12 protein-coding genes and 4 pseudogenes (1 of these 16 only partly in view) are annotated in these 14,221 nt (G+C 63.9%); 8 read left to right on the top strand and 8 right to left on the bottom strand.

What is annotated here, in order from left to right; all coding sequences use genetic code 11:
- Positions 1-2,546: the 5' portion of an ATP-dependent chaperone ClpB gene (clpB, locus tag H2O14_RS14355; protein WP_182828192.1), read on the bottom strand. The gene continues 58 nt to the left of window position 1, outside the view; 2,546 of the gene's 2,604 nt are visible here — the first part of the coding sequence; it begins with the start codon at positions 2,544-2,546; its stop codon lies off the left edge, out of view.
- Positions 2,547-2,749: 203 nt separating this feature from the next.
- Positions 2,750-3,412 (bottom strand): hypothetical protein, encoded by a 663-nt coding sequence (locus H2O14_RS14350; protein WP_210275452.1) that lies wholly within the window; start codon positions 3,410-3,412, stop codon positions 2,750-2,752.
- Positions 3,413-4,273: 861 nt separating this feature from the next.
- Between H2O14_RS14350 and H2O14_RS14345 the strand changes: the two genes are divergently transcribed.
- From H2O14_RS14345 to H2O14_RS14330, 4 genes are all read left to right on the top strand, one after another.
- The gene (locus H2O14_RS14345; protein ID WP_182828190.1) at positions 4,274-4,438 is read left to right on the top strand and encodes a hypothetical protein; all 165 of its coding nucleotides are present in this window, start codon (positions 4,274-4,276) and stop codon (positions 4,436-4,438) included.
- Between the two features lie 116 nt (positions 4,439-4,554).
- On the top strand, positions 4,555-4,866 hold the full coding sequence (locus H2O14_RS14340; RefSeq protein WP_182828189.1) for a hypothetical protein: 312 nt from the start codon (positions 4,555-4,557) through the stop codon (positions 4,864-4,866).
- A 44-nt stretch (positions 4,867-4,910) separates the two neighbouring features.
- Positions 4,911-5,222, top strand: a complete 312-nt coding sequence (locus tag H2O14_RS14335) for an ATPase inhibitor subunit zeta (RefSeq protein ID WP_182828188.1) — start codon at positions 4,911-4,913, stop codon at positions 5,220-5,222.
- An 11-nt stretch (positions 5,223-5,233) separates the two neighbouring features.
- Complete coding sequence (locus tag H2O14_RS14330) at positions 5,234-5,869, top strand: exopolysaccharide biosynthesis protein (protein WP_182828187.1); 636 nt, start codon at positions 5,234-5,236, stop codon at positions 5,867-5,869.
- Between the two features lie 15 nt (positions 5,870-5,884).
- Here the strand turns inward: H2O14_RS14330 and H2O14_RS14325 are convergent, their stop codons facing one another.
- Together H2O14_RS14325 and H2O14_RS14320 are read right to left on the bottom strand one after the other, a co-directional pair.
- A complete protein-coding gene (locus H2O14_RS14325) occupies positions 5,885-7,060 on the bottom strand; it encodes a CobW family GTP-binding protein (protein WP_182828186.1) in 1,176 nt (391 codons plus the stop codon).
- Positions 7,060-8,154 (bottom strand): D-alanyl-D-alanine carboxypeptidase family protein, encoded by a 1,095-nt coding sequence (locus H2O14_RS14320; protein ID WP_409526953.1) that lies wholly within the window; start codon positions 8,152-8,154, stop codon positions 7,060-7,062. The genes H2O14_RS14325 and H2O14_RS14320 overlap by 1 nt, the downstream gene beginning before the upstream one ends.
- Positions 8,155-8,307: 153 nt before the next feature.
- On the opposite strand from H2O14_RS14320, the pseudogene H2O14_RS14315 reads away from it, so the two are divergent.
- Positions 8,308-9,476: pseudogene (locus tag H2O14_RS14315) on the top strand (M20 aminoacylase family protein).
- A gap of 35 nt (positions 9,477-9,511) precedes the next feature.
- A pseudogene (locus H2O14_RS14310) lies at positions 9,512-10,757 on the top strand (AGE family epimerase/isomerase).
- Positions 10,758-10,998: 241 nt separating this feature from the next.
- On the opposite strand, the pseudogene H2O14_RS14305 reads toward H2O14_RS14310, so the two are convergent.
- Positions 10,999-11,427 (bottom strand): annotated as a pseudogene (locus tag H2O14_RS14305) (chemotaxis protein CheW); the annotation flags it as partial.
- A gap of 110 nt (positions 11,428-11,537) precedes the next feature.
- Positions 11,538-12,041, bottom strand: a complete 504-nt coding sequence (locus tag H2O14_RS14300; protein ID WP_182828184.1) for a hypothetical protein — start codon at positions 12,039-12,041, stop codon at positions 11,538-11,540.
- Positions 12,042-12,178: 137 nt separating this feature from the next.
- Between H2O14_RS14300 and H2O14_RS14295 the strand changes: the two genes are divergently transcribed.
- Both H2O14_RS14295 and H2O14_RS14290 read left to right on the top strand, forming a co-directional pair.
- Positions 12,179-12,445, top strand: coding sequence for a type II toxin-antitoxin system Phd/YefM family antitoxin (locus H2O14_RS14295; protein ID WP_182828183.1), 267 nt, complete (start codon positions 12,179-12,181; stop codon positions 12,443-12,445).
- Positions 12,442-12,879 (top strand): type II toxin-antitoxin system VapC family toxin, encoded by a 438-nt coding sequence (locus H2O14_RS14290; protein ID WP_182828182.1) that lies wholly within the window; start codon positions 12,442-12,444, stop codon positions 12,877-12,879. The genes H2O14_RS14295 and H2O14_RS14290 overlap by 4 nt, the downstream gene beginning before the upstream one ends.
- Before the next feature lie 104 nt (positions 12,880-12,983).
- On the opposite strand, the gene H2O14_RS14285 is transcribed toward H2O14_RS14290, so the two are convergent.
- Both H2O14_RS14285 and fdhD read right to left on the bottom strand, forming a co-directional pair.
- Positions 12,984-13,217 (bottom strand): formate dehydrogenase subunit delta, encoded by a 234-nt coding sequence (locus H2O14_RS14285; RefSeq protein ID WP_182828181.1) that lies wholly within the window; start codon positions 13,215-13,217, stop codon positions 12,984-12,986.
- A pseudogene (fdhD, locus tag H2O14_RS14280) lies at positions 13,207-14,065 on the bottom strand (formate dehydrogenase accessory sulfurtransferase FdhD). Before fdhD ends, H2O14_RS14285 begins: the two are co-directional and overlap by 11 nt.
- Positions 14,066-14,221 lie beyond the last annotated feature (156 nt).

Genomic DNA, 14,221 nt, shown 5'->3' with positions numbered 1-14,221 from the left:
GCCGCGACATGGATCTTGGATCCATCGGCGAATTCGCCCGACAGCAGCCGCTCCGACAGCGGATCCTGCACATAGCGCTGGATCGCCCGCTTCAGCGGACGCGCGCCGTAGACCGGGTCGTAGCCCTTGTCGGCCAGCCAGGCGCGGGCGTCCTGCCCGAGTTCCAGCACGATCTTGCGGTCGGCCAAGAGCTTGGCGAGGCGGGTGAGCTGGATCTCGACGATCGCGCCCATCTCCTTGCGATGCAGGCGATGGAACAGGATGATCTCGTCGACGCGGTTGAGGAATTCCGGCCGGAACGAAGCCTTGACCACATTCATGACCATCTCGCGCACGCTGTCGACCTCGTCATTCTCGCCGAGCTGGGTGAGGAATTCCGCGCCCAGATTGGAGGTCATGATGATGATCGTGTTCTTGAAGTCGACGGTGCGGCCCTGACCATCGGTCAGGCGGCCGTCGTCGAGCACCTGCAGCAGGACGTTGAAGACGTCGGGATGGGCCTTTTCGATCTCGTCGAACAGCACGACCTGATAGGGCCGGCGCCGCACGGCTTCGGTCAGCGCGCCGCCTTCCTCGTAACCGACATAGCCCGGAGGCGCGCCGATCAGACGCGAGACGGAGTGCTTCTCCATATATTCCGACATGTCCATGCGCGTGATCGCGGTCTCGTCGTCGAACAGGAAGCGGGCCAGCGACTTGGTCAGTTCGGTCTTGCCCACCCCGGTCGGGCCGAGGAAGATGAACGAGCCGATCGGCCGGTTCGGATCCTGCAGGCCGGCGCGGGCGCGGCGGACGGCGCGCGAGACGGCCTGCACCGCGTCGCCCTGGCCGACGACCGTGGCGCCGAGCATGTCTTCCATCCGGAGCAGCTTGTCGCGTTCGCCCTCCAACATCTTGTCGACCGGAATGCCGGTCCAGCGCGAGACGATATGGGCGATATGGTCGGGGGTGACCACCTCCTGCACCATGGCCGCTGCCTGGCCTTCGCGATTTTCGGCGTCGACCAACTGCTTTTCGAGCGCGGGAATCGTGCCATAGGCCAGCTCGCCGGCGCGCTGATACTCGCCCTTGCGCTGGGCGATGGCGAGTTCGTTGCGCGCGTCGTCGAGCGCCTTCTTGAGATCGGCGGCGAGGCCGAGCTTCTGCTTTTCCGACTGCCAGCGGGCGGTCAGCGCATCGGCCTGTTCCTCGAGACCGGTCAGATCCGCTTCCAGCTTTTCCAGCCGGTCATGCGAGGCCTGGTCGGTTTCCTTCTTGAGCGCTTCGCGCTCGATCTTCAGCTGCATGATGCGTCGATCGAGTTCATCGAGCTCTTCGGGTTTGGAATCCACCTGCATCCGCAGACGCGAGGCGGCTTCGTCCATCAGGTCGATGGCCTTGTCGGGCAGGAAACGGTCGGTGATGTAGCGGTTGGACAGGGTCGCCGCAGCCACCAGCGCCGAATCGGAGATCCGCACCTTGTGATGCTGCTCGTATTTTTCCTTGAGACCGCGCAGGATCGAGATCGTATCCTCGACCTTGGGCTCCTCGACGAAAACGGGCTGGAAGCGACGGGCGAGTGCGGCGTCCTTCTCGACATGCTTGCGATATTCGTTGAGCGTGGTCGCGCCGACGCAATGCAACTCGCCGCGCGCCAAAGCGGGCTTCAAGAGATTGGAGGCGTCCATCGCGCCATCCGCCTTGCCGGCGCCGACCAGCGTGTGCATCTCGTCGATGAACAGGATGATCTCGCCGTTCTCAGACTGCACTTCGTTGAGCACGGCTTTCAGCCGCTCTTCGAATTCGCCGCGGAATTTCGCGCCGGCGATCAGCGAGCCCATGTCGAGCGCCATGAGCTTCTTCTCTTTGAGGCTTTCCGGGACGTCGCCATTGACGATGCGCAGCGCAAGCCCCTCGGCGATGGCGGTCTTGCCGACGCCCGGCTCGCCGATCAGCACCGGATTGTTCTTGGTGCGGCGCGACAGGACCTGGATCGTGCGGCGGATTTCGTCGTCGCGGCCGATCACCGGGTCGAGCTTGCCCTCGCGGGCCTCGGCGGTGAGGTCGCGGGCGTATCTCTTCAGCGAATCGAAGCCCTGTTCGGCATTGGCCGAATCGGCGGTGCGGCCCTTGCGGATGTCGTTGATCACCTGATTGAGCGCCTGCGCGGTGGCGCCGGACTTCTTCAGCGTGTCGGCGGTCGAGGCGGAGGTTTCAACCGCAAGCGCCACCAGCAGGCGTTCGACGGTGACGAAACTGTCGCCGGCTTTCTTGGCGACATCTTCCACCGTGTTGAACACCCGGGCGAGCGGCTGCGACAGCGAGATCTGGCCATTGCCGCCGGAAGTCTTCGGCAGCTTGCGCAGCGCCTCGTCATTGGCGAGCTTAGCGATCTTCGGATCGCCGCCGGCCCGCGTGATCAGCGAGGCCGCCATGCCCTGGTCGTCGTCGAGCAGCGCCTTCAGCACATGTTCGGCGGTGAATTGCGGATTGCCTTCACCCAGCGCAAAGGTCTGCGCATTCTGGAGAAAGCCGCGCACGCGTTCGGAATATTTCTGCAAGTCCATGATCGTCTCCGTTTCCCGCCGCGCCCTTGAGGCGCGCGGCGTCTGTCAGGATCGAGCCCCCATACGTGGCGAGCCCGGGAAGTCTTTCGCTTCTTGAGCCGCATATGGGAATGACCCCGATCAAAATAAAGAGGGCGGAAAAGACCATGTTTGCTGTTTGTTTTGCGAGGCTTGCGCTTCGTCAAGAAGGCGCGGCCCGGCGATCAGTCGATATTGTATTTCTTCAACATTCTCTCGGTTTCGGCGAGTTCCGCCCTGGCCTCGGCGAGGATCGCCTGCGTGTCGATGGGCTTGTCGAATTCGCCGGCCGCACGGCGCGCTTCCAGGCTTTCAAAATTCGAGCGCCAGGCCTCGAAGCGCCGGTATTGCGGGCTCCGCGGATGGAGAGTCGTCATGGCCAGCACAATACCCCTGTATTCCGCAAATTCCTCCCAGAGGTCGGGCCGGCGAATGATCTGATGACGCGCTCGAAAAATATCGAGAATGATGAGCCTGACACGGTTGAGGTTCGAGGCGAACTGACTGTCGGAATGACAGGTCAATCGAGCGCCCGGACTCTGGATGCTCTGGCATGACTGGGCGCGCCGGCAGTAGCGGCTACGACACGGCTTTTGGAAAAAACGGCAATGGCGTGCGGTCATCCTACGGTCCACCGCCAGCAGAAAGTCTTCCATATGCTCATCGTCATGATCAGGCATGATCCGCAATCCTTTGCAAAGGCGGCTGTTCCGCGCGCCAAATCGCTCCGCCGCGTCATCCCGCCCGGAGTTGTCCGTCATTGTCTCGCTTCGCCCATGAGGGCTCGGCCGGGGCGCGAAGAACGCCTCGTTAAGTGAGTTTAATATGACGCTCATCGCGCCCCGCATTCGGCGGTTTGTGCCTCGAACTTGACGCTCGTCGCCGCAGGTCGAGCCTGCGGGTAATCCGCCTCTGAAGCGGGCCTACTATGACGTCCCTAGCGAGACGCCACTCTGGGGGACGCTTTCACGCCCAGGTCCCCAGTCTTCGGGGGTCGTCGTTTCTCGAAGCCCCGGAGAAAGAGAGTTCACGTCGTCCCCCTTTCCCCAGCGCCGGCCCCATCTCGCCGCGACGCCTCGCGGTGTAGCCGATGATGGGACGAGACGAGGATAAGGGGCGTGGGATGGTGGGGGATGAAAATATTTTCGGGAGGGTGATTTTTTGAGGAAGGCCCTCCCCCACCCCTCCCACAGGGGAGGGGCTTAACTCGGGGCTGCCGCCGGCGCGCCACAGGTCACGCTGCGGACGAGAGGCCGATTTGGCTCGGCGGGTGAGGCGGCGCGAGCCCCTCCCCTTGTGGGGAGGGGTTGGGGAGGGGTTTTCCTCCGCTCCGTCGTCATCCTCGGGCTTGTCCCGAGGATCCAAGACAGTGAACAAAATCATGCCGTTGTAGATGCTTGGGACAAGCCCAAGCATGACGGAGGAGAGGGTTTTAGTCTGTATACGGTTGACCGCCTGCACGGGCCCTCATCCGGCTGCCGCCACTTTCTCCCCGCGATTAGCGGGGAGAAGGGCGATCGGGGCGCCAACCGCGCCAATACCAGTCCTCCCCCAAAATCCGAAAATTTTCCGCATTCCCGTCTAGAAAAGGCCGGAATCACTCCCCAGATTAGGCTCGACCCTGGTCCGGGCCCCTCTGGTAGAAGCCGCCGGCGCTTTTACGATGTCGGACCTTACCGACAGCGATTGCCGGCGAGAGGATCTGGGCCATGACCATTTTCCCCATGACGACGCATGTCCGCGCGCCCCTGACCACAGGCGCTCGCAATCCCCTGCCCGCCCGCCCTGGGCTGGATGGCTCCGAGCCGCGTCAGGCGTCGGGACGGTTTCCCGCGACTATCTATCGCCAGCCGGCCAGCGCCGCGCGGCTCTGACCGGCCGCGGGCCAGAGCAGGCCTGCGCGCGGAATGCGCCTCAAACTCATCCCCCACCTCCATCCGCGACGCAGAGCCCCAAGGCCGCGCCGGAGAGGCCCGAAAGGAAAAACTGAATGTCCGACTTCATCGCCGCACTGATCGCCTTCTTCGTCATCGATCCGCTGACAGCGGAGCTCGACGGCAAGATCGCCGGGTTGAAATCCGCGCCCGAGACTGCGGCGATCGTCCGCGATTGCGCCGGCGCCATCGGCCCGCAACTGATCCAGAAGGCCTCCGGCGACTACTGGTGGGCCGCCACCACCGCCTTCAGCGTCGCCACCGGCCTGACTTCGCCCGAATCCCTGCTCGCCGACGGGCCCGCCTCCTGCCAGACCGCGCTTTCGCTGATGAAGGGCGAATCCGGCGAAGAGGCGGGTGAAGCCTGACGCCCGCTTTCATGGAGATCGACATGCATTCCCTGGAGACAATGATGCCCCCTCATACCGCCGCGCTTCGTCGCGAACCCGCTGATGACGTAGACAACGACAATATCCGCGCGCGCCGCAACGCGCTGATCGCCCATTGGGCGGCTGACAGATTGTCACTGTCGGGATGGGAAATCGCGGCCTATGCCGAGATGCTGCATGCCGTGGATCACGAAGAGCCCGGCGACGCCGATGTGCTGCGCCAACTGAAGGCGGATTTCGCCGAACGCGGCGTCGCGATCGACGAAAGGGAACTCGAAAGCGCCCTCAGGACTTGTCACAAGCAGGCGCTTCGCGAGACCTGGTGCACCGACTGACAGGCGACGGAATGGACGATACGACACAACAGCAACCGCCCCGCCGCGGCGTGGCCACCGAGACGCTCGAACGTCTGGTGGCGCGCGCCGCGGCGACACCCGATGGCAGCCTGAGCCTCGACGAGGTGGTGGGGGCCATGGGCCGCACCAGCATCGCCTTCACCATCCTCATCCTGTCGCTGCCGCCGCTCTGCCCGATCCCCGGCCCGTTCGGCGTGGTGTTCGGCACGGTGCTGGCGCTGGTGTCGCTGCAGATCATGGCGGGCGCGCGGCATATCTGGCTGCCGGGCTTTCTCGGCCGGCGGCGCATTTCAGCCCGCGTGCTGGACGTGACCTTCCGCTATACCGCGCCGATCATGGCGCGGGTCGAACGCTTCCTGAAGCGCGACCGGATGAAGGGCCTGACGGGGCTCGGCGTGCAGCGGATGCTGGGCCTGCCGGTGTTCCTGCTGGCGGTGGCGGTGGCGCTGCCCATTCCCTTCGGCAATTTCCTGCCGGTGCTGGCGCTGATGGTGATCTCCACGGCGCTGATCCAGCGCGATGGACTGGCGGTGATCGGCGGGCTGGCGATGACGCTGGTGGCGCTGGGCGCCACCGCGGCGCTGGTCTATGGCGCGGCGGAAGCCACGCTCTATCTGTTCGGTTGATCCGCGCTCGGGCGCCTAGAGCCGCAGACCGGGAATGGCGAGCGGATTGTCCTCCAGCGCCTGCCGATCCGGCCGATCGATCCGGGGGCGGCCGGTGAAGGCGTCGAACAGCGAGCGGACGAAGTCTTCGTCGAGATCCTGGGTGATCAGCACCATGCGGGTGCGCCTGTCCCCGCCGGGCCAGGACGCCAGCCGCTCCGGCTGATGAAACACCGATTGCACGCCATGCAGCACCAAGGGACGGTCGGGATCGTCGCTCAGCTGCACGATGGCCTTCATCCGCAACAGCCTTTCCGCATGCGCAGAACGCAGCAGATCGACGAACATGCCGATGGCGGCAGGATCGATCGGCCGGTCATGGGTGATCGAAAAGGATCGGATCGCCTGATCGTGATGGTGGTGAGCGCCGTGATGATGGTCGTGCTCGCCGTGGTGAGGGTGGTCGTCATTATGATGACGGAGATGCCGGTGATGATCATGGCCGCAATGATCGTCGCAGACATGATCATCATCGTCCTGAGCGGCGTCGGCCAGCCAGCGGGCGGCGTCGGCGGTGCGGGTGCGCGGATCGAACAGGCCGGCGGAGAAGGTGTCGTAGGCGCTGGCGCGGGCGGAATCGCCGTCGATCAGTTCGGCGCGCGGATTGAGCCCGCGCAGCCGCGCGATCAGTGCGGCGGCGGCCTCGTCCGAGGCCAGCGATTTCTTGGACAGGATCAGCCGATCGGCGAGCGCCGCCTGGCGGCGCGCTTCCTCATGCCGCTCCAGCGTCGAGACGCCGTTGACCGCATCCGCCACGGTGATGACGCCGTCGAGCGAAAAGACGCGGGCGAGATCGGGATGGCCGATGATCGACTGGATGACCGGGGCGGGATCGGCGAGCCCGGTGGTTTCGATCACCACGCGCGAGAGCGGTTTCATGCGGCCGCTCACAATCGCTTCATGGAAGTTCATGAGCGTGTCCGTCAACTCGCCGCGCACCGTGCAGCACAGGCAGCCATTCGACAATTCGACGACCGAATCGGAGGCTTCGACCAGCAGATGATCGATGCCGACTTCGCCGAATTCGTTGATGATCACGGCGGCGTCGGCCATCTCGGGTTGCTTCAGCAGCCGGTTGAGCAGCGTGGATTTGCCCGCGCCGAGAAAGCCGGTCAGGATCGAGACCGGGATGCGATCGGCAGGCGCGGCCATCAGTTGATCGGCCTCGGCTCGGGGATCGGGATATTGGCGATGACATCATCGCCGGCCGCGCTCGTGGCCGGCTTGCCCGCTGGCGTGATGGTGACGAGCGACAGCACCAGCGGCCGGCCGATCGGCTTCAGATAGGGCGACTTGACCTTCATGCTGACATCGTCATGGCCTTCCGAACGCACCTTCTTCTTGCCTTTCTTGGGGCAGATGTCGTCGGAAATGTCGCTGACCGCCTCGCGACCCGCGCCGTAGGCCGGCAGCCGGTCGATGCGCGGCATGCCGCCGTCGGAATTGATCGACAGGCCCTTTTCGAGCAGCGAGGCCGACAATTCGGCGCGCGCCACCAGACTGTCGGAGCCGAGCACGACCGAGAGCACCTGCCGGCCGTCGCGGGTGGCGGTCGAGACCTGGTTGAAGCCAGAGGCGCAGATGAAGCCGGTCTTCATGCCGTCGGCGCCGTCGAAGCGGCCGATCAGCTTGTTGTAATTGGGGATTTGCTTCTTGCCGACCTGCAGGCCCTCGATGCCGAAATAGCCGGCATATTGCGGATAGCGGTGGCGCAGCGTCAACGTCAGGATCGCCAGATCGCGGGCGGTGGTGTATTGGCCCTTGCCCGGCATGCCGTTGGGATTGATGAAATGCGACGAGGTCATGCCGAGATTGGCGGCCTCGGCATTCATCATGCCGACGTAATTCTCCACCGAGCCGCCGAGATTTTCGGCGATGGCGAAGGCGATATCATTGGCCGATTTGACCAGCAGCAGCTTGAGCGCGTCGTCGAGCGTCATGGAATCGCCGGCCTTGAGATACATTTTCGAGGCGGGCTGGGCGGCCGACAGCTTGCTCATCACCACCGGCGTCGACAGCGAGGCCCGGCCGGCCTCGATCTGGCGGAAAGCGACATAGGCCGTCATCAGCTTGGTCAGCGAGGCGGGATACCATTTCCGGAAGGCGTCTTCGTGTTCGATCACCTTGCCGCTCTTCATGTCGACCAGGATATGCGGACCGGCTTCGGCCAGCGTTCCGCCCAGGGCAAGGCCCAAACCCAAGGTCACTGCGAGCAGTCTGTTCACGCCTTGCCGGACATCCGCCATCATCGCGTCTTCGCCTCGTCGATCGCCATCATAGAACTTTCTTTACCGGGCGGTATTTAGCCTATATGGCAAGGAGATGGCAGAAGTATTTTATTCTTCCGGTCATTTTCGCGCCTCCCCGCGCGTCGACGCTCCGAGAAAGGATCGCCTGGAATGCCCATCCTCAACCGCGCCGGCGAAATGCAGGCGGAAATCGCCGCCTGGCGCCGCGACATTCATGAACATCCGGAACTGAATTACGACGTGGTGCGGACGGCCGCTTTCGCCGCCGCCAAACTGCGCGACTTCGGCGTCGACGAGGTGGTCGAGGGCCTGGGCCGCACCGGGGTGGTCGGGCTGATCAAGGGCGCCAAGGAGATGGTCCGGTGGTCGGCCTGCGCGCCGACATGGACGCGCTGCCGATGACCGAGATCAGCGGCAAGCCCTGGGCCTCCAAAACGCCCGGCAAGATGCATGCCTGCGGCCATGACGGACACACCGCCATGCTGCTCGGCGCGGCCCGCTATCTCGCCGAGACGCGGAATTTCGCTGGTTCCGTGGCGGTGATCTTCCAGCCGGCCGAAGAGGGCGGCGGCGGCGGCGACGCCATGGTGCGCGACGGCATGATGGAGCGTTTCGGCATCGCCGAAGTCTATGGCATGCACAATCTGCCGGGCCTGGAGATCGGCAAATTCGCCACCCGCAAGGGGCCGATCATGGCCTCGACCGACGAATTCCTGATCACCGTGCGCGGCAAGGGCGCGCATGCGGCGTTGCCGCATCGCGGCGTCGATCCGATCGTCATCGCCGCCCAGATCGTCTCGGCGCTGCAGACCATCGTCTCGCGCGTCACCGATCCGTTCGAATCCACCGTGGTGACGGTCACGAAATTCAACGCCGGCACGGCGATGAACGTCATCCCCGACGAAGCCCATCTCGGCGGCACGATCCGCACGCTGAACGCCGAGCAGCGCAGCCAGGCGCAGACGCGGCTGAAGGAGATCGTCAAGGGCGTGGCGGTCGCGCTCGGCGCGGAAGCCGACGTGCGGGTGCATACCGGCTACCCGGTCACCGTCAATCACGGCGCACAGACCGACGCCGCCGTGCGCATCGCAACCGAGATCGCCGGCGCGCCGAATGTCGACGGCGAGGGCTCGGCGATGATGGGCGGGGAGGATTTCTCCTATATGCTCAACGCCCGGCCCGGCAATTTCATCTTCATCGGCAATGGCGACAGCGCGGGGCTTCACAATCCACGCTACGATTTCAACGACGAGATCATCCCCTATGGCGTGTCCTATTGGGTGAAGCTCGCCGAAACGCGACTGGCCGAACTCGGCTGAAACCAAAAAGACTATTTAGGGAGGAGACCCCGACCATGAGCGCGACCAGCTGGCTCGATCTGCCCACCCATCGCGACTGGCTGAAGGCGGAAGCCGGCAAGCTGTTCGATTATTTCCAGTTCCGCTCGATCAATCCGAACGGCGGCTTTTTCGAATTCGGCCCTGACGGCGCGGTGCTCAACGCCGACAATCCCGTCCGCCCCGTCCATCTCGCCGCCCGCATGGTCCATTGCATGGTGATCGGCCATCTGATGGGCCGCCCCGGCTGCGCCGATCTCATCGATCACGGCATGCGCTTCATCTGGGAGCGGCATCGCGATGCGGAACATGGCGGCTATTTCTGGTCGGTGGACGACAACGGCCCCGTCGACGCCACCAAGCAGGGCTATGGCCACGCTTTCGTGCTGCTCGCCGCCTCCTCGGCGCTGCTGGTCGGCCATCCGCTCGCCGATCCGATGCTGGAGGATGTCACCACCATTCTCGAAACCAAATTCTGGGAAGAAAGCCACGCCACGCCATCGCGGAGGAATTTTCAGCCGACTGGACGCCGGTTGCCGGCTATCGCGGCCAGAACTCCAACATGCATCTCACCGAAGCGCTGATGGCCGCCTATGAGGCGACCGAGGACGAGGGCTATCTGAAGATGGCCGAGCGCATCGCCGATCTGATCATCAACCGCAAGGCGCGGGAAGCGGGCTTCGTGGTCGGCGAACATTTCGACGAGAACTGGACGCTTCTCAAGGATTACCGGGGAACGAGATGTTCCGGCCCTCCGGCACGACGCCGGGGCATGCTCTGGAATGGGCGCGGCTGATCCTGCAGCTCTATGCGCTCGGCGACCGCAAGCTCGACTGGATTCCCGAGGCGGCGCAGGCATTGTTCGCCCAGGCCATGGCGCTCGGCTGGGACGGCAAGCATGGCGGCTTCTTCTACACGCTGGATTGGGAGGGCCAGCCGGCCAAACGCATGAAACTCTGGTGGCCAATGTGCGAAGGCGCCGCCGCCGCCGCCTATCTCATCCGCCATGTGCCCTCCGACATGCATGAGGATTGCTACCGGCTGATCTGGAACAAGATCGCCATGAACCACCTCGATCACGCGAGAGGCGGCTGGCATGAGGAACTGACCGAGACGCTTACGCCGGCGCATGAGATCTTCCCCGGCAATGGCGACATTTACCATGCGCTGCAGGCCTGCCTGATCCCGCTCTATCCCGCCGATGGCTCGCTAACCCGGATGATCCTGGACGAGCAGGTCGGGCTGACGGTGACGGAAGAGTAAAAGCCCCCTCCGTCGTCATGCTCGGGCCTGTCCCGAGCATCTGCAACGTCTTGATTTCGTTCGATGTCTTAGACCCTCGGGACAAGCCCGAGGGTGACGAAGGAGAGGTTGCTAAAATGCAAAATCGCCGACCTCTTGCGAGATCGGCGATCGGTATTCCATAAGCCAAAGCTATCCGATCAGAACTCTTCCCAGCCGCCGGCGCCTGCCGCCTGCGGCAACTGCCCCCGCCGCCTTCATAGGCGAGCGTGCTGGAGAACAGGTTTTCGAGATTGAGGAAACAGATCATCTGGTTCTGATGCGCCAGAATGCCGTCTGCAAAAGCGGTGCTCTGGCCGGCGCTGGTCGGGATCGGCTGCAGGCTGTCGGCCGGCACGGTGAGGATGTCGGAAACGCCTTCGACCAAGAGGCCGACGGTCATTTTGTTGACGTCGGTGACGATGATGGCGCTGCGTTCGGAGGCTTCGGTGCCGGGCATGCCGAGTTTGACGGCGAGATCGATGATCGGAATGACCGTGCCGCGCAGATTGATGACGCCCAGCACTTCGTAAGGCGAATGCGGGATGGGCGTGACCGGGGCCCAGCCGCGAATTTCCCGGATCGAGCCGGTCTTCACGCAGAAGGATTGGTCATTGACTCTGAAGGCGATGATTTCCAAAGATCCGCTCATACCGATATTGATGCTCACGCCCCGACCCCCGCGACGACAGATGATATTGTTCTATCGCTATAGCGGGCAAAACTGGCGCAAGGCTGGCGCGGGGGCCTTGCGGCTGGCGGCTATCGCCACTCATGAAGTCTGTCGGTCATCAGCGGTCGGGCCGAGGCCAAAGGCAGGGTCTCGCCCGCTTGCGTCGCATAGGCTTGCGCATCGTCCGCAACATTGAAGCCGATGAAGATCATCGACAGCGAGCGCGATTTCGCCGCGGCCTTCTTGCGATAGGCAAGCCGGACTGCGCAGTGCGGAAAATTCTCGTCGAGCGTCACGCCGGCCGGCAAGGCGTCGGCGAGGGCGAGATGCGCGCCGAGACCGAGAAAGCGGTCGATGGCGGCGTGAGCAGCCGCCTCGGGCAGCTGGCGGTTCTCCGCAGCCTTGGGCGGACGGCCCCAGAACAAACTGTCGACCACGCCCTTGGCCCGCTTGGTCTGCAACACCACCAACCCGCCCGCGGCGGCCAGCTCAATATGGACGTCCCAACTCTGGAAGCGCTCGGGCGTCTGGGCGAGTTCGGTCAGGAGTGAGCGGAGGTCGGCGGTGAGATCGGAATAGAGGGCGGCGGGCATGGAGGTGGTCTCGGACTTGAGGAAGGTCGTGGTTTAGCGCCTCCTAGCATGACAGGAGTGTGGTGGACATGGGCGTTGTGAATTGCACGCAAGAAGACTATATTGTGGTCTCTTGTGGTCACAGCGGAGATAGTTCTATGGCCAGTGTCGGTGTGAAGGAAGCCAAGGCGGCTCTGTCGGGACTGGTGGATGAGGCGGCGTCCGGCGTATTCGTGACCATCACTCGGCACGGTAAACCTGCCGCGGTTTTGGTCAGCCTGGAGGCGGCGGAGGCGGCGAGGCGCGCTCTGGATGCGGACCGCCCGAGTCTGGTCGATCACCTCAAGCGCTTTCCGGTCGATATCGATCTCGACGACGAGATTTTCTCACGGAACAGAATGCCTTCCCGCGAGATCGATCTTTGAGCGGCTATCTGTTCGATACCGATGTGCTCTCCCTGCTTGCTCCGGGGCGCGTGAATGTGCCGGAAGGTTTTGTTGTCTGGGCGGAAGCGCGGGAGAGCCGGATCTTCATCTCAGCCGTGTCGATCCACGAAATTGAAAAAGGCGTTCGACTATTGGAGGGCAAGGGCGCTGTACGTAAGGCCCGCAGCCTCGAACAATGGCTGCAATCGCTCGTCACGAAGCTCGGAGATTTCATCTTGCCGGTCGATGCAGCCGTGGCCAGGGTTTCCGGAGAATTCGAAGCCAAGGCTATCACCGATGGTTTCAATCCTGGCGCTTCAGATGCGATGATCGCCGGAACGGCGAAATATCACCAACTTACCGTCGTCACACGAAATATGCGGCATTTCAGTGCGTTCGAGATTGAGGTGATTGGCGTTGAGGCCATCGCATAGTGCGAACATTGCGCCGCGAGTCTCTCCGTTCGACGCCCCAGAGGATGTCGAGCGTTGGTGCAGAGTGGAGACAGATTATGTCGGCAACAGCGCAGCGGGATTGATCACCCCGCCGCCTTCAGCGGCTCCGGACGCTTGACCAGTTTTGCCGCCTCGATGACCAGCGGCAACAGCCCCTCGCCGCCGTCGTCGACATGGTCGAGAAAGGCGCGGCGCATGCGCGGTTCCCAGAACTTGTTGATATGCGCAGCGACGCCGGGGGCGCGCTCGGCTTCGGGCTGCGACAGAAAGAAAGTGGCGATCTGGTTGGCCATGCGCACGAGCTTGTCAGGCTGCATCGGCTTTGTCTCCCGTGATGATCCGGTCTTGGCCGGTGAAAATGTCGAAATCCTCGCCGCGCGCCAGCGCCACGAGCGTCATGCTGGCGCGGGCGGCCATGTCGATGGCCAGAGCGGTGGGGGCGGAAATGCCGATAAGCGCTCCCGAGCCCAGCTTGGCCGTCTTCTGAACCAGCTCGACCGAGAGCCGCGAGGTCATGATCACAGCGCCGGATGCGCCATCGACGCCGGCTCGGGCCAGCGCGCCGATCAGCTTGTCGAGCGCGTTGTGACCCGACATCTTCGCGCACGGCGACGAGGCCCTGACCGGGAATGTAGAAGGCCGCGGCGTGGACCGCGCGGGTCTCTGCGTTGAGCGGCTGGCGCGGCGTCAGTTCCGCCATGGCGCGAGCGATGTCGGCGGGCGCGAGGCGGAGGCTGGCGGTGGAGACGTCGGCGGCGGGCTTCAGCGCCTCCTCGATCGATTCCACCCCGCACAACCCACAACCAACAGGGCCGGCCTTGGCCCGGCGGCGGGCGCGGAGCGTCAGGTCCAGATCGTCGCTGAGCGCGATCTGCAGGTCGACGCCGCCTGAGGCGGGCTCGATGGCGATCGATTCGATCTCGCCGATATCAGTGACAAAGCCTTCCGATAACGAGAAGCCGATGGCGAAATCCTCGAGATCAGCGGGGGTGGCCATCATCACCGCTTCGGTGGAGCCGCCATAGGAGAGAGCGACGGCGCTTTCTTCGGCGACGATGCGGTGATCTTGCGAGAAGCGGTCGTTCCGGAAGATGAGGTCGGGGACGCGGCGGGAGGGGTCAAGCGCTTCAGGCAAGGGGCATACCCCCTCTGTCCTGCCGGACATCTCCCCCTCAAGGGGGAGATTGGCTGGGGCTCTCTCGGCGGGCATCTCAAAAGTTCGTTGCTCAGGAGCAGGCGCAAGCGCAGGGCGGTGTCCACGCCTCTTGCCGAACTCCCCCTTGAGGGGAGATGCCCGGCAGGGCAGAGGGGGTGAACTCTA

Origin of the sequence: Rhizobium sp. G21 (genome assembly GCF_014158035.1) — a bacterium.
Taxonomy (GTDB): domain Bacteria; phylum Pseudomonadota; class Alphaproteobacteria; order Rhizobiales; family Rhizobiaceae; genus Rhizobium_E.
The sequence above is the reverse complement of the archived record's forward strand: the minus strand, read 5'-3'. Positions and strand labels throughout refer to the sequence as shown.